Below are 18,299 nucleotides of genomic sequence, written 5' to 3'. Positions count from 1 at the left end.
TGCTCCAGATCGGGGAGTTGGAAGGGGTCAGGGTTGAAGAGAGAGCGGCAGGCGGGCGAAGGTCCGCATCGTGGCCGTGCGCCGGCGCGGTGCCGACCCGGCCGGGCGCGGCAGGATCACGGTGTCGAGCAGGGTGTCGACGAGCGCGGCCAGGACGCGCTGCGCCATGACCGTGCCGAGGCAGGCGTGGGCGCCCCAGCCGTAGCCGAGGTGCCGGTTGGGCGTACGGTCCAGCACCAGCCGGTCCGGCCGGGCGAACACGGCGGGGTCGCGGTTGCCCGCAGCGAACAGCACGGTGACCTTCTCGCCGCGACGCACCGCGATGCCGCCGATCGTGACCTCGGCGGTGGCCAGGCGAGTGGTGCCCTGCACGGGGCCGTCGAAGCGGACCAGCTCGTCGACGGCCCCGTGCACCAGGCCGGGGCGCTCGCGCAGTGCGGGCAGGATCTCCGGATGGTCGGCCAGGGTGTGCAGCAGGTTGCCGAGCGCGGCAGTGAGGGTGGAGTAGCCGCCCTGGAACATCACGCGGGCCGTGTGCCGTACGTAGGCCGCCTGCTCCAGGCCGGCACCCGCGGTGCGGGCTCGGACGTGGCCGAGCAGCCCGGCGGGTTGGCCGGTGGTGGTGAACCAGGAGTCCACCAGGTCGCTCAGCTGTGCGCGGGCGCGGCGGCCGGGCTCGATCAGCTCGGGGTTCAGACCGGCGTCCATGCTCCGCATGATCGTGTCGGAGATCTCCGCCCACTCTTCCAACGGCGGGGGCGTGACGCCGAGCAGGTCGGCGATGGCGACCAGGGCGACGGGCTGCGCGAGCTCGCGCATCGCCTCCACCACCGGCAGGGCAGCGACCTGGTCAAGCCGCTCGCCGATCATCTGCCGGAGACGGTCCTGGAGGGCGTCCAGGTCCTGGGCGTGCAGCGCGGTCATGAACAGACTGCGCACGCCCGCCTGCTGGGGCGGGTCGAGGACCTGCACGCTCAGGTGCGCCTCTGCTACGGCGATGCCGAGCCGGCGCGGATCCCGCGCGAACGTCTCATGCTCGCGCAGCACGCGCACGCAGTCCTCGTACCGGGTGATCAGCCAGCACTCCATTCCCTCGTGCCAGGCCACCGGCGTCTGCTCGCGCAAGGCGGCGAGCTGCGGGTACGGGTCGGCGAGCGTCGCCTCATCCAGCGGGTCGTAGCCCACCGGGGATGTCATCGGCCGTGTGGCCATCGCGGGAGGTCTCCTTCACAGCAGAGGGGTGATGCGGTCCCGGCCGCCGGCGATGCCGGCGGCCGGGATGCGGACAACGGGCCTCGGGAAGTGCGAGGCGATCAGTGGTCGTAGCCCATGACGGCCCCTCCTCTCATCCGGAGGTCTCCCGGCCCGAACCGGCCGGGGATGCACTCAGCCTCGCCTGCACCCCTCCGGAAGGTCATTGCGCCTGTTCAGGACCCGGATTGCGGCTTGCCGCAATGCTCGTTTCCGGCCTGCCAGGACAGCGGCGCCTGGGATAGCGTGAAAGGGCGGAAGGCCATTTGGCCGGAGCCCTTGGGTGCTGGCCCGGCCAGCACATCAGCGGGCCGGAGTCGCGTAGCGGCGGAGTGCGCTGTGGTGTCAGTGGCCCGCACTATGGTGAATTTCGTTGAGGGGGGTGTTCCCGTGCTGTCTGGCCGCAGGTACCGGCTTTCGCTCACTGTTGATCAGGCCGCTTTGTGCGAGGAGTTCGGGAACGTCTGCCGGGCAGTGTGGAACACCGGTCTTGATCAGCGGCGTCAGTACAGGCGTCGCGGCGGATGGATGAACTTCGCACCGCAATGCGCAGAGTTAGCCGAGGCCAAACGCGAACACGACTGGTTGAAGGCTGCGCCGTCGCATATCTTGCAGCAGGCCTTGAGGGACTTGGACGGAGCCTGCCGAAGGCACGGCACGTTCAAGGTCCGCTGGCGTTCGAAAGCGCACTGGTCGCCCTCGTTCCGGTTCCCTGATGCCAAGCAAATCCAAGTTGAACGCCTCAGCCGTAAATGGGGGCGCGTCAAGCTGCCGAAACTGGGATGGGTTCGCTTCCGCTGGTCTCGTCAGCTCGGCGGGGTCGTGCGGTCGGCAACAGTCAGCCGGAAGGGCGCGCGCTGGTTCGTATCGTTTCTCGTGGACGATGAGCAGGACGCACCCGCCGTGCACGCGATGCCGGACACTGCGGTCGGGATAGACCGCGGCGTGAGGGTCGCGGCGACGACAAGCGCTGGCGACTTCCATGACCGGCCGTTTGTCACCGGAGGCGAGAAGACCCGCTATCTCAGGCTTCAGCAGCGGCTCGCGCGCCAGAAGAAGGGTAGTGCGAACCGACGCAAGACGATCGCGGCGATGAACCGGATCACGGGGCGAGTCACCGACCGTCGCGCGGACTTCTGCGCCTACCTGGCGAACCGCATCACGTCCCGCAACGCGCTGGTAGTCCTGGAAGATCTCAAGACGCGCACCATGTCGAAGTCGGCGTCCGGCACGATCGCCGAGCCAGGCCGGCGCGTGGCCCAGAAACGGGGCCTGAACCGAGCCATCCTCGACAAGGGATGGCACAAGCTAGAACTGGCCCTCACCAGCGCGGCCCGGTCCACGGGCACGCGAGTGGTAAAGGTCAATCCCGCGTACACGTCGCAGACGTGCAACCGGTGCCGGGTGGTGGACGCCAACTCCCGTAAGAGCCAAGCGGAGTTCGTGTGTACCGCCTGCGAGCACACCGCGCACGCTGACGTCAACGCCGCGCTCAACATCCTCGGGGCCGGGCAGGCCCTGTCAGCCTGCGGAGACCTCGGCACCAGCCGGTCTGCGAAGCAGGAACCCGTAAGCCGGGCGACCGGCCGAAACCTCTCATAGAGGAATCCTCGGGCTTCGGTCCGAGGAGGAAGTCAAGGGGGCGCCCATGACCGCCGCAATCACCCGCTCGCGACGTGCTGCCATCGCGCGGGAGGCCGCGTTGATCCGCAGACGCTGCCAGCGCACGGGTTTCACCGCCGAGCACATCGCCGCGGCGATCCGCGAGGAGCTCGCGGAGGTCACCGAACTGGAGGCGTGGCGCCTGGCGTTGGGCTGGTCGAGGGCCGACACCATCGCGCAGATCGGGGAGCTGTATGTCGCGGACGGGCTGCTGCCGCCGGGCTTATCGGAGTCGATGCTGTGCCGCTGGGAACACGACCCCGAGGACTGGCCCGGGCAGGACTACGCGGTGATGCTGTGCCGCGCCTACCGGGCCACCCCCGAGCAACTGGGACTGCACAAGGTTGCGCGTGTACGGCAGTTGTCGGCGTGGACGGCGGAGCTGATCGGATACGGTCGCAACGACGCCGGCGTTGCCGCATCCGGCCGGCAGGAAGGGGCGGATCCGATGACCACCGATGCGGGGCTCCCCTCGGTCAGAGAGTCCCTCCAGCTCGCGCTCCTGGCGGAACCCGAGGGCAGCCCGCTGGTCGACGAACTCGCCGAAGCCGCCGCCGACCACTACCACCTCAACTACAGCAAGCACCCCGTCCCGGTCCTGTTCAGGGAAGTCCGCGCCGCGCGCACCCTGCTGGCCGGGGTGCTCCCCGCCGACACGGGCGGCACCGAACTGCACCGTCAGCTCGGCCGGCTCTCAGGACTCCTGGGCAATCTGGCCTTCCACCTCGACGATCCGGCCGGCGCACGCACCCACCTGGGCACCGCCGTCTCGTACGCCAACCGGTGCGGTGATACGGCGCTGGCGGCGTGGGCGTACGGGGCGCAGAGCATGGTGGCCCGCCACACCGGCAACCTGACCGCCGCGTACACGTACGCCGAGCGCGGCGTGGCCGCGGCCCCCGCCGGCCTGGTCCGTGCCCAGCTCCATGCCTGGGCGCTGCTGCCCACCCTCGCCCAGCAGGGCCGCGACCGGGAGGCGGCTGCCGCCCTGGACGTGGCCTTGACCGAACTTGAGGCCGACCCGGCCGGCCAGGCCCCGGGCCGTTTCGGCTTCGACGAGCCCGAACTCGCCCTGCACCAGGCCGAAGCGCACCTCACGCTGGGCCGCACCGAGGAGGCCCGCACCCGCGCCGAGGCCTCCGCGGCCGCCTGCATCACCGGCACCCCCGGATGGGCCGCCGCCACCCTCGTCCTCGCCCAGGCCGAGGCCTCCGAGACGCCGTCCGATGCCGCGCAGCGCGCCCTGGACGTCCTCGACCGGGTGCCGCCGAGCCGCCTGCGCGCCACCGCCCGTACGCGGCTGGAGCGCCTGAACGGCCTGCTCTCCGCCCGCCCCGCCGAGTACGTGGCCGATCTGCGCGAACGCCTGCGCACCCTGCCGCCTCCCGTAGACGCGTCCGGCGCCGCATCGGCGTGACGCCGTTGCTGGGCGTGGCCCGGCTACGGAACGGGGGACCGGGGTCGATCCGGGGTCATTCGTCGTCTTCCTCGGACACGTCGTCGACGTGGCCCGTCGCGTCGTAGAAGGCGTCGTCGTCGTAGCCGACGCTGACGTACTCGGGCTCGAACAGGTCGTCATCTGGGTCGATGCCCTCGGATGACCGCATCACCTTGACCAAGAACTGCTCTGCGTCGGCGAGTAGATCGGGGTCATCCAGCCAGACGCCGAACTCCAGACCCAGCCGTGAGCTCTCGGTTCCGTTGGTGCTGCCCAGCCACAGCCGTTTGGGGGTGAAGCCGGTGACGTCGGCGACGCCAGCCGGAGATCCGTCCTCGTCGTGCCACCACAGATGGCCCAGGAGGAACATCTTGGCGTGGATGAGGGGCACGGGACGGCCTCCGGTCTTGCGGAACCCGAACGAGCGGATACTCGGGACACGAAGTCCCTCCGTCCGGGGCGAGTAGGGGCCAATCACCGGGGGCGGGCCGTCATAGCGGGACACCAACTCGGTCATCTCGGCGAAGACGTCGGCAGGGAAGCCGTTGCCCTGCTGGGCGTACTGCTTGAGCCGCTCGAACTTCTCCCTCCCCCGCTTCTTCAGCTCCTGCTTCGTGACGACCACGCACGCCGACGGGAATCGATCGATCGCGCTCAGGAGAGCCGGGTCGTCCAGCCAGGGCACGCAGCCGAGGACTGCGGGTCCCAGGGAGCGGTACTGCCTCCAGCGGCCGTCGGGATCGGTGAGGAAGTCGTCCATCCCGGTCACCAACCCAGTGAGCACGTCCGTGCCGAAGTAGGCGTTGCCGCTGCGCTGACCGATCCCGGCCCGGAAGTGAAAGGTGTCTGGGAACTTCAATCTGTCGTCGCTCATCGTTCCTCCCCCGACCAGTTGTGAGATGAGCACTCTCGCCGAATCGGGTTGGTTGCAGATCCATGGGCTGCTCGGGACGGCCGCCGTTGACGCGCGCCGTCGGGCTGAGGTCACGGGCGGCGGAAGCCGCGGTCGGGGTCGCGGGCCAGATCGGGGTCGAAGGCTGCGAACCAGTCGTGCGGAGCGAGATTGGTCATGCCCAGCGACTGATGGATCTCGTTGTCAGGCTGCTCGATGCCGTCGAGGGAGTGGTCGAACAGCATCAGCACGTCGTGATCCTGGAAGAGGACGTCAGAGCAGGCGTCCCAGTCGAAGTCCGCTCGGTCTTCGGGCAGGTCCGCCACGGTGTCCCGCACGAGCCGCGGCCGGTTGCGCGTCAGGTCCTGGGCGCGGGCGATGCCGAGGTGCAGGGCCATCTCCTCGCCGGTGCTGCGCGGCTCGACCTCGGCGTTGGACGAGCAGTCGGCGGCGAGATCGTCGAAGGCCCGGGCCATCTGCCGCCGCCAGGGACCGTCTTGGTGCCAGGTCACCCGCGGCAGTGAGCCGAAGAGTCCGCCGGCGCTCCGCTGGACCGGTTGATCACCCAGCGCGGACACCTCCTGCCACGCCTGGTCCGACAGTTCCTGAAGGGCCAGGTGCAGCACCGCTCGCGTGCACGCGGTGAGGGCCTCCTCCCCTTCGTCGTCTTCTTCGTCCCAGTCCTCGCTCAAGGGGTCAGCTCCGCCGTAGCGGGCGCGGGAGCGCAGGTGCTCGCGGACACGGTGCGCGGCCTCTTCGGGGCGGCGAGCGACGTGTCGATGATCAGCAGTTCGTCGGAGAACGGTTCGGCGCTCAGCAGGACGCCGGCCTCCGTGAGGAGGGCCGTCTCCGTGTCGCCGGAGACACGGGGGAGGACCACGGCGTACTGGTTGTCGGTCAGCCGGTCGATGATGCTGGAGGTCAGCCCGGCGACGACCCAGGGGTCGTCCCAGGGTGCGGCAATGTGGAGGTCGTCGATCACAAGGACATTGCCCGGAAGGTCGACGACGTCTTCGTACTCCGGGGTGAACTGGCCGTCGGTGTCGAAGAGCTGTTCCGCCACCACCGCGGGGAAGGACTGCTCGTCGGCGATGCGGTCGTGAAGGTTGTGGGCCTTCCAGTACAGGCCGCGCGTCGCACGCACTCGGGCCACCGTCTCGTCGTCGGCGAGGAGGGAGATCTGCCAGGTCTGCACGCCCTCCGCGGCGGGATCGATAAGCCGGTGGACATGCCGGAACTCCAACGTCAGGGTGCTGGGATCCGCCTTGGCAGGAGACCTGGTTGCCTGATCGGTCATCGACTTCCTCTCGCCGTGCAGCCGCCCGCGACAGGGTGCCACTCCCCCAGGCTAGCCAGCACGAAGCCCGCTCCGTGCGTCATCACCAGCCCTCGGCCCAGCGGCCCCTTGGGGTTCGCGATGCGGCAGTCAGGGGGTCAGCGCAAGAGGCTTCTCGTAATGCGCTCCACCATGCTGCACATGCGCTCGAACACGCGATAGGCATCGGCACGTTGGCGTGCGTTGGGGCTGAGGCAGGCGACGAGGACCACTGCAACGACGGGCACGGCAATGACAAGGGCCACGGAAAGAGGGGGCATGCCCAGAAGGTATGGCGCTGAACGGGGCCCTTGCTGAGGTCAGTTGGCCATTGGAAGCCCTGTGCCCGGAGCCGATAAAGGTGTAATACATCAAGAGCTCGCGATCTTGAAAGCAGGCTCTGAGAACTCGGCCAGAAATGATCGATGATTGACGCAACTGGGGTGCTGTGACGCCGCGTACGAGCAACTGCACGAAGCGGCTTCTGGCAGGCCGGGCATCCGTCATTCGGTGCCACGGTTGCCGGGGATACGACTCCCACCACGGCGGGATCGAAGTCCATGAGCACGTAAACGGTCCCGCTCCAGCCCCGGCCCGAAGCCGCCGTGCTGCCTTGGCCGTCGCCGCCTTCACCGCTACGTCACGCGGGGCCATGCTGGTTCTGGGGGTGACGGTGATGCCGGTGGACAGCAAGCCGAGGCGGCGCCGATGCAAGTACAGGCGCTGTCGCCGTCTGCTGCCGAAGAGCGCGTTGCCGCGCCGCCGGTACTGCGGCCCGAACTGCGTGGCCGGCGCGTATCGGCTGCGAAAGCGGCGTGAGCGGGCCTGGAACCTGCTGACCATCACGATCGACGCCGAGGCCGCGGAGTTCCTGCACACGAGCACGGGGCGGCAGGAACGGTTGCTGGCGTGGCAGACCTGCGGCGGACCGGTTTGCCGTGTGGTGCTGCGGGCTGGTGTCCGGCGTCGACGGACCGCCCGGTATTGCAGCGCACGGTGTCGTCAGGCCGTCTACCGCGAGCGGAAACGGACTCCCACCACCTAGATGACCACGACACGGTGCCGTAACGGTGTCCGTTTTATTCGGCCGGCTGTGACGGTACGACGTCATGATCAGGTAGGCAGGGCGAGAGCACCGCCCGTTCTCGCTTCCGTCACCAACCCGGTCGGCTTCGCGGGCAGGGACTCATTGCGCGGAGGAGCCCAGGAGCACGCCGGCCAGCGTTCCTGCGAGCAGGAACGGGCCGAAGGGGATCCTGGTCGTCCTGCCGGCCCGGTCGGCGAGGATGAGGCCGATGCCGTACAGGGCGTCGAACAGGTACCCGGCGAAGGTCCCGACCAGGACCGATCGCCCAGCCGTACCGGCCCGGGAGGGCGCCCAGGACGACGGCGAGCTTCACATCGTCGAACCCGGAGCCCTTGCTGAGGAGGAAGAGCACGAAGTAGCCGCCGCCCAGGGTGAGGGAGCCGAGCAGCGCGGATGTCCAGCTGCCGTCGGCGTTGGGCAGCACCGCGGCGACGCCGAGCAGGACGAGCGCGGCCGAGGCGAGCGGCAGGGTGAGCACGTCGGGAAGCCGGTGCTCCGCGAATTCGACGGTGGCGCGCAGCACGGCGGCAGGGGCAAGCAGCAGCCAGACCACCAGCTCGGGGCGGGCCCCGGTGGCGGCCGCCAGCAGGGCGCAGACCACGGCCGTAGCGGAGGCGACGGAGAGGGTGCTCGGCCCGTGGGTGTCCCCGGCGGCGCAGCGAGCACGCCCCAGCCAGCCGCCGCCGGTCCCGGTGAGGGGATGGCCGACCGGGCACGCTGACCGCCAGGGTTCCTCGGGTGGCGCGGAGAACCGGTACGCGGGAGGGGGTATGAGCACGCCCGTGCCGCATCCCCACAGGACGGTGGCCGTGATGATCAGCAACGTCTCCACCGGACGGAGCTTAGGGTCACGCCGGTGTCGGGGTAGGACGGCAAGACGCGCGGAGAGGATCTTCGGCGCTATCGGTCTTTCTGACCGAGTGGTGACCATCCTCCGCAGCCGACGGCCGACTACTTGATCACGTAGACCGTGGCGGAGAGGCCGATCCAGACGACGTCGACGAAGTGCCAGTAGTAGGACACGACGTCGTTTAGGTGGGCCTCGATCGCGGCGGTCGCCTGCTCGAATTTGACGCGGGTGGCGAGGTGGACCGGCAGGTCCTGCGACTCCACGCTGCCCACGGCGATCCGGACGCGGTGCGAGCTGATGGCGCCACCATCAGGTGCGGGCCGTGGTCAGGTAGAACACCGAGCCGTACGGGTCGGAGGAGCGCGAGAGCCTTCACGTCACCACGCTCATCCCCGAACCCGCTGAGTAGGCAGGTGAGGGAGGAGAGCACCAGGATCGTGGTGTTCGTGGCTGAGAATACGGGCCCCGGGCCCTCGGCCATGTGATCAGGGTCAGTCACTGATCGCCGGGTGAAGTACATCGCGAAGAAGGCCGCGAAGAACATCAGCTCGGAACTCAGTCAAATGATGGTTCTTCCGACGCTGGTGAGGTTCGGCCGGTTGGCCGACGGGTGAGCGTGCCCGGGTTCTACTGCCGTTGCTGTCGCCACGACCGACATTATGTCGGTCGCTTATCCAGCCCCTCACGCGGAGGGGTGCCATTCGGAGTCTGTGCAGGCCAGTTGTCCTATGAGGCCGCAATGGAAGCCCTGTTGACGTGCCACCGGATGACGTACGGTGCCATGTACGACTGCGAAGGGAGGAGCTGGTCCGGGAGGGCCGCGGATGAAGCCGCGAGGACCTCAAGGTCCCAATGTTCGCCAGGTGGGGGAGGAAGGAGGAACCGGGGATGATCGAGTGGCACTGTTTCCCGGCCGAGGTGGCCGCAGCTCTCGTCGCATACGTGATCATCTGCGTGATCGTGTGCATCTTCCCTGCGCTTCGGCGAATGACTGTGTGATCTTCTGCTTTCCAGGGCCGAGATCCACAACAGCCACCGCCGTCGCGCCGCTCAGTCACTGAGCGCGGGATACCAGGCGAGCGTCGCTCGCACCGATACGGGACTGAGCTTAGCTATCGCGGAGGAGGCGCGATAGCTCGAGGCGGTACGGCACTGCCGTACCGCCTCCTTCCTTGATCCAGTTTCGGGATCGGAGTCGCCATCAGCGCAGGTCAGGAGCGTTCCGTCCACTCCTTTAGGGCGGCGGCCAGGGCGCGCACGTCCACGTGCCCGGCGGACACCTGGTCGGCGAGGTCGGCGGCTTCCTTGGCGGTGAACCGCACGGGCAGGCCGGACGCGTACAAGTAGCCGGCCGCGACCGTCGCACCGAAGAGTTCGTTGCTGTGCTCCAGGGCCGGCACCCGGGCGAGCGAGTGGAAGAGGGCGGCGGCGCGGTGATGCGGCCGCGGGTATACGGGTTCGTCCAGTACTCGGAAGGCGTGCCGTGCGCGGGCCGCTTCCAGCGCTCCCCAGTCTGTGACGTCCGGGTCGCCCAACTGTGTGCGGGCGATCTCCATAAGCCATGGAAGATCTACCGAGAGGTCCACTGCGCCGCTGCCCGCCTACGCCGCGGACGCGGCGGTACCGGGCTGCGGGCCGAACCGGCTGGCGAACTCCTCACGCACTCCGGGCGTGGCGAGGAAGAGGGCGCTGCCCTCGAGGAACCGCGCCTTATTGAGCTCCTGGGCCAGGACGCGGCCGGCGTACACCGTCGGATCCTCGTGCCGCTCGTGCGCCTCGCGTTCCAGCTGCTCGTACTGCTCGTCATCGATCTCGATACGGAGTTCCCTGGCCATGCCCCCACGGTAGCCGGACCAGACGCTTGGCGGGGAGGGCTCTGAGCAGAAGGGCCGTCGGCCGGCGGGTTCTCCCAGCCTCGGGGTGTGCGGGCAAAGCGGGTCACGTACGGCACCTCGCGGAGCTGCTCGGCCCCAACGATGCTCGAATGGCTTCCTACGCGAAGGACCCGCGCTGCATCGCCATGGCCGAGTCCCTGGTGCCGTTGCTGCGCCGCGCCTGTCCCGAGGGTGCTGGTGGCTTCGGCGGCTCGTACCAGGTGAATCTGGACGATGAGGAGGCCGTCGGCCTGGGCGGGGTGGAACTGATCAGGGCCGCGATGCGCCGGGCGGCCCGTCAGCTGGGCTGGAAGGTCAACACGATCGGGTGGATCGGCACCCGCTTCGGCACGATGGTCGCCGTTCAGGACACCCGCGACGTCCCCGAGGAGTACCGGCCGGTGGTCGACGCGGCGATGCACGAGCGCATGAGTGCCGCGCTGGCCAAGGTGTGGGGCGAGCCGGGTGTGGCCCCCGTCCAGCGCGGCACGGTCGCTCTGATGACACAGGAGTTCCGCGCGGCCGTCAGCGCGGCGGACGCCTGACCCGCCCGAGTGCCTCGGCCGGTGCGAGGGGTACATCTACCGCGTGACGGGTGAGCGGGTGCGGCGGCCGGTAGTCGTGGACCGGGCGCGGGAGATCGTGGAGAGCTACGAGGGTGGCGTCACGCTGCGCAGGTGATGTACCTGCTGGTCTCCGAGGGAGTGCTGCCGCACACGCCGTCGATGTACCGGCGCCGGCCCTCCTGGCTGGCGCAGGCACACAGGGAGGGCGGCTTCCCCGATCTGGTCGATACCCTGCGCGAGGTACACGTTCGTGGTTTTGGTGCGTCGGTCCGCGACTTGCCGCACAGGGACGCGCAGTTGGTGCGGGGCGCGCTGCCCGCGCGCGAGACGGGAACACGTGGACTATTGCCGGATTCATGTTCGAGTAAGGGGGTCTGAAGCCGGACATGGCTGGCGTTTTCGGTTGAGAGGGATCTTCCCTGTGGTGCTCGTCACACGAAGGGTGGCGGCAGCAGGGTTCCGGTTTGCGCAAAGAAGCGAGCCGCCCGGCTGCCGCACAGGCGAGGGGCATGGTGCGGCACATGGTGCGGCCTGGCGCAGGGGTAACTGCGAAGCAACGCAAGCCACTTGGGTGTAATCGAACGGCTTCGTTCCGTGAGAATTCTGGTTCGACCGATGCACGATCGCGCCCTGCCGCACGCCATCGGAAGCAGAGGGCGCGTTCGGGCGTCGCTCCGGGTCCGGGGGAGGGGGCCCGCCCATTCAGCGGAGGGATGAAGGCCTGTGTCATTGCGTCTACTTGGGGATGTGGTCCTCGTGGTGCTGGCTGTGCGGGTGCTGGGCCGGGACGCGGTGGCGCTGCTGCGCCGCGCGGCCGCGGCCGGGGTACGGGTGGGGGTCAGCGAGCTGCGCCGCAGCGACCACGAGGACGGGCAGGCGTGAGGCGGGACTTCGCGGAATATTCAGCCGGCGCTACGCCGATGACAGAGCTGCCGTTGGACTTCGAGGCGTTCCACCGGATGCACCGCCCGGCGTATGTGCGCTGGGCGAAGACGTACCTGAACAACCAGGCCGACGCCGAGGAAGCGGTCGACTGCGCCTTCGAGCAGCTGCTCATGGCCTGGCCGCAGGTCCTGGCGAAGGAAAGCCCGGCCGCCTACGCCTGGCAGGTGATGAAGAACCGCACGGTCGATGCGGGCCGGGCCCGCGGCCGCCGTGAGGCACTGGTCGACACCGCGGCCTTCGAGACGGCCGCACTGCGCGATGCGGTCGACCCCATCGGCCAGCTGGAGGAGAACATCACCCTCTTCCACGCGATCGAGACCCTGCCCGAGCGGCAGCGGGACGTCACCGTGCTGCTCCACGTCCTTGGGCACTCCGTCCGCGAGAGCGCCGACCATCTCGGCATCACGCCGGCGGCAGTGCGCTCCACCGCCCGCTACGCACGGCGCCGCCTGCAGGAAACCCTCGGGCTGGCCAAGGAAGGACACGCCGATGACGTCGCACATTGACCAGCTGCTGGCCAAGGCCCGACTGGTCAACGAGCCCTACACCCACGAGGACATCGACGCCGCGGCCGACCGCATCGCCGCGCGGGTCGCCGCCCGCCGCGCCGATCCCGGCACGGATGCCGGCCCGGCGCCCTGTAATCCACCACAGCCCCCAGGACACGTCGGCGCCGACGCGGCGGCGCAGGATCTGCGCACACTGTGCGAGACGGCCGTCATGAGCACCGGGGCCGTGGCGAGCCTGCGGCACTTCGTGGCCCGCTCGCTGCCCGAACCAGCAGGAGCGCGGGTGCTGGGGTGCATCCTCCAGCTCACCGAGCGGGAAGACTCCGCACGGTTTTGGTGGCAGTACGCCGCCGGGGCCGGAGACAGCCCCGCCGTCTACTGCCTCTACCTCCATCACATGGCCCACGGCGAACAAGGAGAAGCCGAGTGGTGGCACACCCAGACGGAAGTGTCCTGCGCCCGCAGCGCAGAAGAAGCCGGGCCACAGGAACTGGCTACGACCCTGCGCGTCCTGCAGGGCCTGAAAACTGGCGAAGAATTGTCAGACCTGGCCACGAGAACAGCGGTGGTCAGCGCCGTCCTTGACTACGTCCCCGCAGCAGTGGCCTACGTCGACGACGACCTCGACCTGCCCCTGCCCGACCCCGACTTCGCCGACCACATCACGTCGCTGACCACGACGCTCGCCCCCCGTGCACCCCGCCGACGAACCTTCGACCCCTTGGCGGAACGCCACTCCCGCTGGAGCGCACCGCCATCGGCCGCGCCAGCCCGTCCGGCCGACCTCATGTCCTGTTTCCCCACATCACCGACAAGCCCGCCCGCATGGAAGTGGAACGACAGCGGCGGGGCGTTCGGCCACACACAGCGCGTCGGCGACTTCGCGGCAGCCCGCCGCCGGGACCGGGCCTGGCAGGCGTTCTGGCAGCACTGCGAAGACTGCGCCGACTGCGATCCCTCCGGAATCCCGTGCCGTACCTACGGCACTCTGTGGTAGCCCATCGCCAGGAAGCGCGCCGCCCCCAGTCCCTCCGCGATGTCGCTCAGCCCTGGGGCGGGTTCACACCAGCTCGGGTGAGACGACGGCTCCGGAACCTGCGCACAAAAACCGCGGGCGCCAGCCTGTGCGCCGAAACCTTCCCGGCCCGGTCCGGAGGCCCGCCCGGCTCAAAGAACCACCGGCTGGCACCTCGTCACGACGTGGAGCGCATCCTCCCCACTGGCGAGGCCCATGCCCGCCCCGCACACCACAAGACAGGCACCAAGCCCCGCCGCGGGGGCGGCGAGGGAGCCCAACTCTGTCTGAAGACAGAGTTGGGCTCCCTCGCCGCATGCGCGCAGCCGACCCTTGGGATCGATCACCAGGCGGGGTCTACGGTCCTACTGGAGGTCAGCCGATGCCGGTGACCTGGAGCGCGGTGGTCCAGTTGTTCTTGATGGCGCTGCGGGCGGCGGACAAGGTGATGGTGCCGTTGCAGACGGCGTTCTTCAGCTTGGTCTCGGTGCCGTCTTTGGTGTACGCGGTCTTCGTGCCGTAGTGCGGCTCGGGCCACAGGTTGCCGGGGTCGCGGGGCGCACCGCCGAGCTCCAGCGGCACGAGGTGGTCCTCCTCGTAGTCCGACATGTTGGTGTCGGAGTACCCGTAGTCGATGATGCCCTGCGCCTTGAGGGGGTTGGTGTAGGACGTGGAGGGCCGGACGGTGGCAGTCCAGCCGGACACGCAGATGGTGCTGTGGATGTTCGACTGGGTGACGTCGGGGTTGTATGAGCCGGGCGTGCAGGACGAGTCGGGCAGCGGCAGGTAGGACTGGGAACAGGCGGAGGCGTGCGCGGTGCCGCTCACCGCGATGATGAGGCCGGCGGCGGCCATGCCGAGGGCGGTGGTGGTGGCGGTGACGCGGCGCAGAGGTCGCATTTGGGGTCTCCCGCTTTTGGCCCGGAGGCGAGGTTCCGGGCGGCTGACGGAATGACAGCACCGGCCGGGTCTATGCGGGTAGACGTGGACGGTGAACTTCTCGTGACCTGCACCTTTTCCTTACCAGGGCATAGGCGAGCCTTGTCCAAATCCCCAGTTTCGCTTGGGAGTTGCGTCGAAGAATGTGGTCGCAGGCGAAGGGCTTGCCGAGGTCCTCGACGGCACTCTGCCCCCTGATCCAGTGATTCACCAAGAGCCCGCGCAACACCGGAGTGACGCTCAGCCGGTGCGGAGACTCGAGGGGTCCTGCAGACGCCCATGGCCCGGCGGGCAGCGCGGACGCATCCGCGTGAACAAGGAGTGGTGCCGGTGTGTGGTTCAGTCGAGGCCGAGGGTGCTGAGGGCCGTGGTCCAGTCGGTGACGATGGCCTTCTGCGCCGCTGTCAGGGAGACCTTCCCGGCGCAGACCGCGGTGTGGAGTTTCGTCTCCACCGGGTCCTTGCGGTTGTTGACCCCGCCGCCCGTCTTGTGGCCGGGGTCCGGCGGCTCGACCCACAGGTTGCGGGGATCGTTGGGGTCGCCGCCGAGTTGGAGACTGATCAAGTGGTCGTACTCGGCATCGCCCATGGGACCCTTGTAGCCGTACGAGGCCGCGTTCAGCGCCTTCTCCTTGCCGGTGACGGACGTGGACGGCCGGATGCCGGAGGTGTAGCCACCCTTGCGGCAGATCGTCGACTTCAGATTCGCCTGCGTGACCGCCGGAGAAATCGCGCCCGGCGTGCACGCCGGATCCTCCAGCGGCTCCCCCTTCTCATACCGGAAGTGGCAACTGCCCGCTGGAGGCTGCTTCTGGACGGTGTAGGTGGTCTGCGGACCGGCCCCGACCGCAATCGCCCCCGCCGGGCCGCCCCGCGCGTCCGTACCCGACGGTCCCGTGGTCGAAGTTCCGGCCGGGGACTCGGCAGATCCGCCCGTTGCGGCCGGCGAGCAGCCCGCCAGGAACACCGCGGCGAACAGCACGGATGACGCGGCACGGTAGCTGGAGTACATATTGACCCCTCACGAGCAGGCAATGGCTGGGCACATACTGCCCGGTGCGCGCATCAGCACACCGGCCGGGGCCCGCGCCAAGAAGCACGGCAGAATGCGGGGGTGCGCCACCGCGCAGCCCGTCGCTTGCGTCCGCGCTCACCGAAACTCTCAGCGCCTGCCCCGAGCAGCCCAATCACGTCACCCTCGCCCACCGCCCCCCGCACCACCCCGCGCGGCCGGAAGTCCCTCGCCCGAGTCCCACGCCGGGCTGTGCACGACGCCGTACTCGCGGGCGAAGCGGTTGGCCTCCGCGGCGGAGCCTGTCATCCGGTGCAGCCACAACCCATACGCCACGGACGCGACCTGCCCAGGCGTCAGATGCAGCCGCCATCGCTTGATCCCGTGATCACACGACGCCGAACGGACCTGCTCGGCCAGCCCCTCGGCCGGTGGAACTCGCAGTCGGTCGGCGAGGCTGACGAACACGCGCAGTGCCGCCATCTGCGACGGGATCAGCTCCACCAGCTGCCGGTCCGGATCCGTCTCAGCGGGCGTGGACTCGGGCCGGGGACGGGACTGGGCATAGGCAAGCGTGTCGTGGCCGTTCGGCGTCAGACGGGCCGCCCACCGTACGGGCCGACCCTCCAGCGCCGACAGCTCCGCGCAGTCCTCCCGCCCGGCGAGCTCCGCCAGGCCCTGGTTCTCCAGGGCGTTCACCTGCTGCTGGTGCGGCAGGAGGAGCTCCGTGTCGAGCGTCCAGCCGTGCCTGGCCGCCTGCCCGCGCTCGCGCAGCGCCTCCAGCACGGACAGCGCCTGCTCCCAACTCCTCATCCCACTCCCCCGCGTTGTGTGCCGCGCCCGTACGCGTTCGCCGACCGTAGACGTCGATGCCGGTCCAGGCAGCGCCAAGCCGGGGAAGGCCAGCCCAACGGGGGAACCCGTCCAGCGCTCAGTGCGCCGTCGGCCAAAGCCAGCTTCACGGCCTGGCCGCCGGTGAGGAAGTGCTGCCGCGACCGCCGACGCCCCTCGCGGCAGGCCAGGCAGGCGCTCATGGTCTCGTGCGCGGGACAGTTGGCGTAGGGTGGAGCAATCCGACGCGGGGTGGAGCAGCTCGGTAGCTCGCTGGGCTCATAACCCAGAGGTCGCAGGTTCAAATCCTGTCCCCGCTACTGAAACCTGAGGGGCCAGCACGATGTGCTGGCCCCTCAGGCGTGTCCAGCCCCGGCGCACGCGGCGTTACTGCCCGCTCGCCAGGCGAGCCGCACTGCACCGTGGGCATAAAGGGACGCGGACACACGGGGCATCACGCGGAATGCAGCACCGACCCGTACGCATACGGGCGGCCCCTGATGGCCGATGCGGTGGTGCGGGCCCGGCCGGCTCAGTGGCCCGAGGGCTGCTCCCTCTGCGGCGTCTTGGCTGATCAGCCCCAGTTCTTCAGCGCCTCGGCGACCTGGCGCACGTCGCGGCGTCCCTCGATGGCATCGATGACCAACGCGATCGCCTCCTGGCTGCCGACCTTGACCTGGATACCGCTGGCGTGGAGGTAGGCGTAGGCGACCTGCGCGGCGAACAGCTCGTTCGAATGCTCGAGGGCAGGAATCCGCGCGAGGGCGTGCAGGAGCGCGGCGGCTCGGTGATGCGCAGCCGGGTAAACGAGGGTCCCCATGACCTCATGCCGGTGGCGGGCGATGGCGGCGGCCAGCGCGCCGTAGTCGGTGACGTCGGGGTCCCCGGGCACGAGGTTCTGCGCGATATCAAGCAGCCATCGCTCGTCGATGAGCACAACGGGCGGCATCAGGCGGCGTGGCTCCTGGAGCCGGCCCCGAAGCGGTCGGCGAAGGCCTGCCCGTGCTCCTCGACGAAAGCCTTCGCGCCCTCGAGGAACCGGGTGCGCGCAAGGTCGGTGGTCAGCCGCCGACTCGCGTACTGATCTGGGTCCACGTGGTCGTCTGCGGCGAGACGCTGCAGCTCCTGGTATGTCTCGTCGTCGACCTTGATGCGGATTTCCTTCGCCATGCCCCCACGGTATCCCCGCACGACCACCGGCGGGGAGGGATGAGCTGGAGTGGTCCACCACAAAGACCAGGCTATGACGCGCACGCGCCACTCACGGACAGCACGATTGGCCTTTTGACCAGGTCAAACGTTGGCGATGGTCCCGCGGAACGGATGGGCGGCAGGAGAGAGCTCCCGGCGCCGGGCCGGGGCCTGGCGGGCATGAGGAACGCCTTCGCCGGCGGCGCAACGCAGGACACCTTCAACCGCCACCCCGGAGCACACTGCGCCGCGCCCGACAGCTACCGGCCGGAGATTGCCCCGCCGGCGATCCTCCTCCTCGCCCACCCACTGCTGCGTGCGCTGAACCAGGACCTCGAGTATCCCGACGACGAAGACGACGCGTAGCCGCTCCTCAACGTCACTGCCCCTTGGGGTCCTCGCGAGCCCGCCACTCCCGGCGGGCGTACGCGCGTACGGCATCGCGCTCCGCCTCCGTACAGCCGTCCTGAAGCGGCGGCGGTATGTCGCCGGTCAGGCTCGTGCCGTTCCGCAGGTCGTGCTCCGCCAGATCGCTGGCGACGCTGGAGGCGTCGGTTCGCAGCTCATCCGCTTCGTCCGGTCCGCCGGGCTCCTCCTGGTAGGGCAGGGGCAGGTAGCCGCCCGGCGGGCGGCACAGGGCGAGCACGTCCAGGACCACCGCCGTCTCCAACAGGTCGTCGCGGCACTCCATCGCCTGGAGACCCACGTCAGCCAGCACCCGGTCCCGGTCGCCGCGCTCGTGCGCTGCGGCCAGGTCCCGGCGGTCCATGACCTGGCTGTAGAGCAGGGCCGGGATGAGCTGGCCGATGCGAACCAGGTGCTCGCCGTACACGGCCTGCGCCGCCCGGCTGGTCACCCAGCCCGGCCATGGCTCAACTGCGGACGCTCGGTGCGGGATCATGCTCGTCACGCTACCGGCCGCT

General features: G+C 69.4%; 22 protein-coding genes, 1 tRNA gene and 2 pseudogenes. 10 read left to right on the top strand and 15 right to left on the bottom strand.

Annotated features, from left to right (window positions below; all coding sequences use genetic code 11):
- Positions 1 to 27: 27 nt before the first annotated feature.
- Positions 28 to 1,212, bottom strand: a complete 1,185-nt coding sequence (locus OG819_RS55670; protein ID WP_266657798.1) for a cytochrome P450 — start codon at positions 1,210 to 1,212, stop codon at positions 28 to 30.
- 399 nt (positions 1,213 to 1,611) lie between these two features.
- On the opposite strand from OG819_RS55670, the gene OG819_RS55665 reads away from it, so the two are divergent.
- The gene (locus OG819_RS55665; RefSeq protein ID WP_266657943.1) at positions 1,612 to 2,853 is read left to right on the top strand and encodes a transposase; all 1,242 of its coding nucleotides are present in this window, start codon (positions 1,612 to 1,614) and stop codon (positions 2,851 to 2,853) included.
- 46 nt (positions 2,854 to 2,899) lie between these two features.
- A complete protein-coding gene (locus tag OG819_RS55660; RefSeq protein WP_266657788.1) occupies positions 2,900 to 4,330 on the top strand; it encodes a Twin-arginine translocation pathway signal in 1,431 nt (476 codons plus the stop codon).
- Positions 4,331 to 4,385: 55 nt separating this feature from the next.
- On the opposite strand, the gene OG819_RS55655 is transcribed toward OG819_RS55660, so the two are convergent.
- The 4 genes from OG819_RS55655 to OG819_RS55640 form a co-directional block, all read right to left on the bottom strand.
- Complete coding sequence (locus tag OG819_RS55655) at positions 4,386 to 5,225, bottom strand: hypothetical protein (RefSeq protein ID WP_266657786.1); 840 nt, start codon at positions 5,223 to 5,225, stop codon at positions 4,386 to 4,388.
- Positions 5,226 to 5,335: 110 nt separating this feature from the next.
- Positions 5,336 to 5,935, bottom strand: coding sequence for a hypothetical protein (locus OG819_RS55650; protein WP_266657784.1), 600 nt, complete (start codon positions 5,933 to 5,935; stop codon positions 5,336 to 5,338).
- A complete protein-coding gene (locus tag OG819_RS55645; RefSeq protein WP_266657782.1) occupies positions 5,932 to 6,540 on the bottom strand; it encodes a hypothetical protein in 609 nt (202 codons plus the stop codon). The genes OG819_RS55650 and OG819_RS55645 overlap by 4 nt, the downstream gene beginning before the upstream one ends.
- 137 nt (positions 6,541 to 6,677) lie before the next feature.
- Positions 6,678 to 6,839 (bottom strand): hypothetical protein, encoded by a 162-nt coding sequence (locus OG819_RS55640; RefSeq protein ID WP_266657780.1) that lies wholly within the window; start codon positions 6,837 to 6,839, stop codon positions 6,678 to 6,680.
- 332 nt (positions 6,840 to 7,171) lie between these two features.
- Between OG819_RS55640 and OG819_RS55635 the strand changes: the two genes are divergently transcribed.
- On the top strand, positions 7,172 to 7,603 hold the full coding sequence (locus tag OG819_RS55635) for a hypothetical protein (protein WP_266657778.1): 432 nt from the start codon (positions 7,172 to 7,174) through the stop codon (positions 7,601 to 7,603).
- 141 nt (positions 7,604 to 7,744) lie between these two features.
- Here OG819_RS55635 and OG819_RS55630 read toward each other — a convergent pair.
- The 4 genes and pseudogenes from OG819_RS55630 to OG819_RS55615 all read right to left on the bottom strand — a co-directional run bounded on the left by OG819_RS55630 (position 7,745) and on the right by OG819_RS55615 (position 10,330).
- Positions 7,745 to 8,477 (bottom strand): annotated as a pseudogene (locus OG819_RS55630) (prepilin peptidase).
- Positions 8,478 to 8,596: 119 nt separating this feature from the next.
- Positions 8,597 to 9,153, bottom strand: a pseudogene (locus tag OG819_RS55625) (heme-copper oxidase subunit III).
- Between the two features lie 553 nt (positions 9,154 to 9,706).
- Positions 9,707 to 10,051, bottom strand: coding sequence for a fic family toxin-antitoxin system, toxin component (locus tag OG819_RS55620; RefSeq protein ID WP_266657776.1), 345 nt, complete (start codon positions 10,049 to 10,051; stop codon positions 9,707 to 9,709).
- Between the two features lie 45 nt (positions 10,052 to 10,096).
- Positions 10,097 to 10,330: a hypothetical protein gene (locus OG819_RS55615; RefSeq protein ID WP_266657775.1), complete on the bottom strand. Its 234-nt coding sequence runs from the start codon at positions 10,328 to 10,330 to the stop codon at positions 10,097 to 10,099.
- A 149-nt stretch (positions 10,331 to 10,479) separates the two neighbouring features.
- Here OG819_RS55615 and OG819_RS55610 point away from each other — a divergent pair, with 149 nt between their 5' ends.
- The 5 genes from OG819_RS55610 to OG819_RS55590 all read left to right on the top strand — a co-directional run bounded on the left by OG819_RS55610 (position 10,480) and on the right by OG819_RS55590 (position 13,386).
- On the top strand, positions 10,480 to 10,914 hold the full coding sequence (locus OG819_RS55610; protein WP_266657774.1) for a hypothetical protein: 435 nt from the start codon (positions 10,480 to 10,482) through the stop codon (positions 10,912 to 10,914).
- Positions 10,915 to 11,046: 132 nt separating this feature from the next.
- Entirely contained in the window at positions 11,047 to 11,313 is a 267-nt protein-coding gene (locus OG819_RS55605; RefSeq protein ID WP_266657773.1) for a hypothetical protein, read from the top strand.
- 369 nt (positions 11,314 to 11,682) lie between these two features.
- Positions 11,683 to 11,817: a hypothetical protein gene (locus OG819_RS55600; protein ID WP_266657772.1), complete on the top strand. Its 135-nt coding sequence runs from the start codon at positions 11,683 to 11,685 to the stop codon at positions 11,815 to 11,817.
- A gap of 38 nt (positions 11,818 to 11,855) precedes the next feature.
- Positions 11,856 to 12,386, top strand: coding sequence for a sigma-70 family RNA polymerase sigma factor (locus tag OG819_RS55595; RefSeq protein WP_266657770.1), 531 nt, complete (start codon positions 11,856 to 11,858; stop codon positions 12,384 to 12,386).
- Positions 12,370 to 13,386 (top strand): hypothetical protein, encoded by a 1,017-nt coding sequence (locus OG819_RS55590; RefSeq protein WP_266657769.1) that lies wholly within the window; start codon positions 12,370 to 12,372, stop codon positions 13,384 to 13,386. The genes OG819_RS55595 and OG819_RS55590 overlap by 17 nt, the downstream gene beginning before the upstream one ends.
- Positions 13,387 to 13,779: 393 nt before the next feature.
- Here OG819_RS55590 and OG819_RS55585 read toward each other — a convergent pair whose 3' ends face one another.
- The 3 genes from OG819_RS55585 to OG819_RS55575 form a co-directional block, all read right to left on the bottom strand.
- Positions 13,780 to 14,304, bottom strand: coding sequence for a hypothetical protein (locus OG819_RS55585; protein ID WP_266438997.1), 525 nt, complete (start codon positions 14,302 to 14,304; stop codon positions 13,780 to 13,782).
- Positions 14,305 to 14,682: 378 nt separating this feature from the next.
- Entirely contained in the window at positions 14,683 to 15,354 is a 672-nt protein-coding gene (locus tag OG819_RS55580; protein ID WP_266657767.1) for a hypothetical protein, read from the bottom strand.
- 180 nt (positions 15,355 to 15,534) lie between these two features.
- Entirely contained in the window at positions 15,535 to 16,167 is a 633-nt protein-coding gene (locus OG819_RS55575) for a DUF6417 family protein (RefSeq protein WP_266657765.1), read from the bottom strand.
- Between the two features lie 264 nt (positions 16,168 to 16,431).
- Between OG819_RS55575 and OG819_RS55570 the strand changes: the two genes are divergently transcribed.
- Positions 16,432 to 16,505, top strand: a tRNA-Met gene (locus OG819_RS55570).
- A 254-nt stretch (positions 16,506 to 16,759) separates the two neighbouring features.
- On the opposite strand, the gene OG819_RS55565 is transcribed toward OG819_RS55570, so the two are convergent.
- A complete protein-coding gene (locus OG819_RS55565) occupies positions 16,760 to 17,134 on the bottom strand; it encodes a fic family toxin-antitoxin system, toxin component (RefSeq protein WP_266657763.1) in 375 nt (124 codons plus the stop codon).
- Positions 17,134 to 17,355 carry a hypothetical protein gene (locus OG819_RS55560; protein WP_266657761.1) on the bottom strand — a complete coding sequence of 74 codons (222 nt, stop codon included), beginning with the start codon at positions 17,353 to 17,355 and terminating at the stop codon, positions 17,134 to 17,136. The genes OG819_RS55565 and OG819_RS55560 overlap by 1 nt, the downstream gene beginning before the upstream one ends.
- Before the next feature lie 201 nt (positions 17,356 to 17,556).
- On the opposite strand from OG819_RS55560, the gene OG819_RS55555 reads away from it, so the two are divergent.
- Positions 17,557 to 17,742: a hypothetical protein gene (locus OG819_RS55555; protein ID WP_266657759.1), complete on the top strand. Its 186-nt coding sequence runs from the start codon at positions 17,557 to 17,559 to the stop codon at positions 17,740 to 17,742.
- 13 nt (positions 17,743 to 17,755) lie between these two features.
- On the opposite strand, the gene OG819_RS55550 is transcribed toward OG819_RS55555, so the two are convergent.
- On the bottom strand, positions 17,756 to 18,277 hold the full coding sequence (locus tag OG819_RS55550) for a hypothetical protein (protein WP_266657757.1): 522 nt from the start codon (positions 18,275 to 18,277) through the stop codon (positions 17,756 to 17,758).
- Between the last annotated feature and the right edge of the window lie 22 nt (positions 18,278 to 18,299).

It is taken from the genome of Streptomyces sp. NBC_01549, assembly GCF_026339955.1.
Classification (GTDB): domain Bacteria; phylum Actinomycetota; class Actinomycetes; order Streptomycetales; family Streptomycetaceae; genus Streptomyces.
This window is presented reverse-complemented; position numbering and strand designations above follow the sequence as displayed.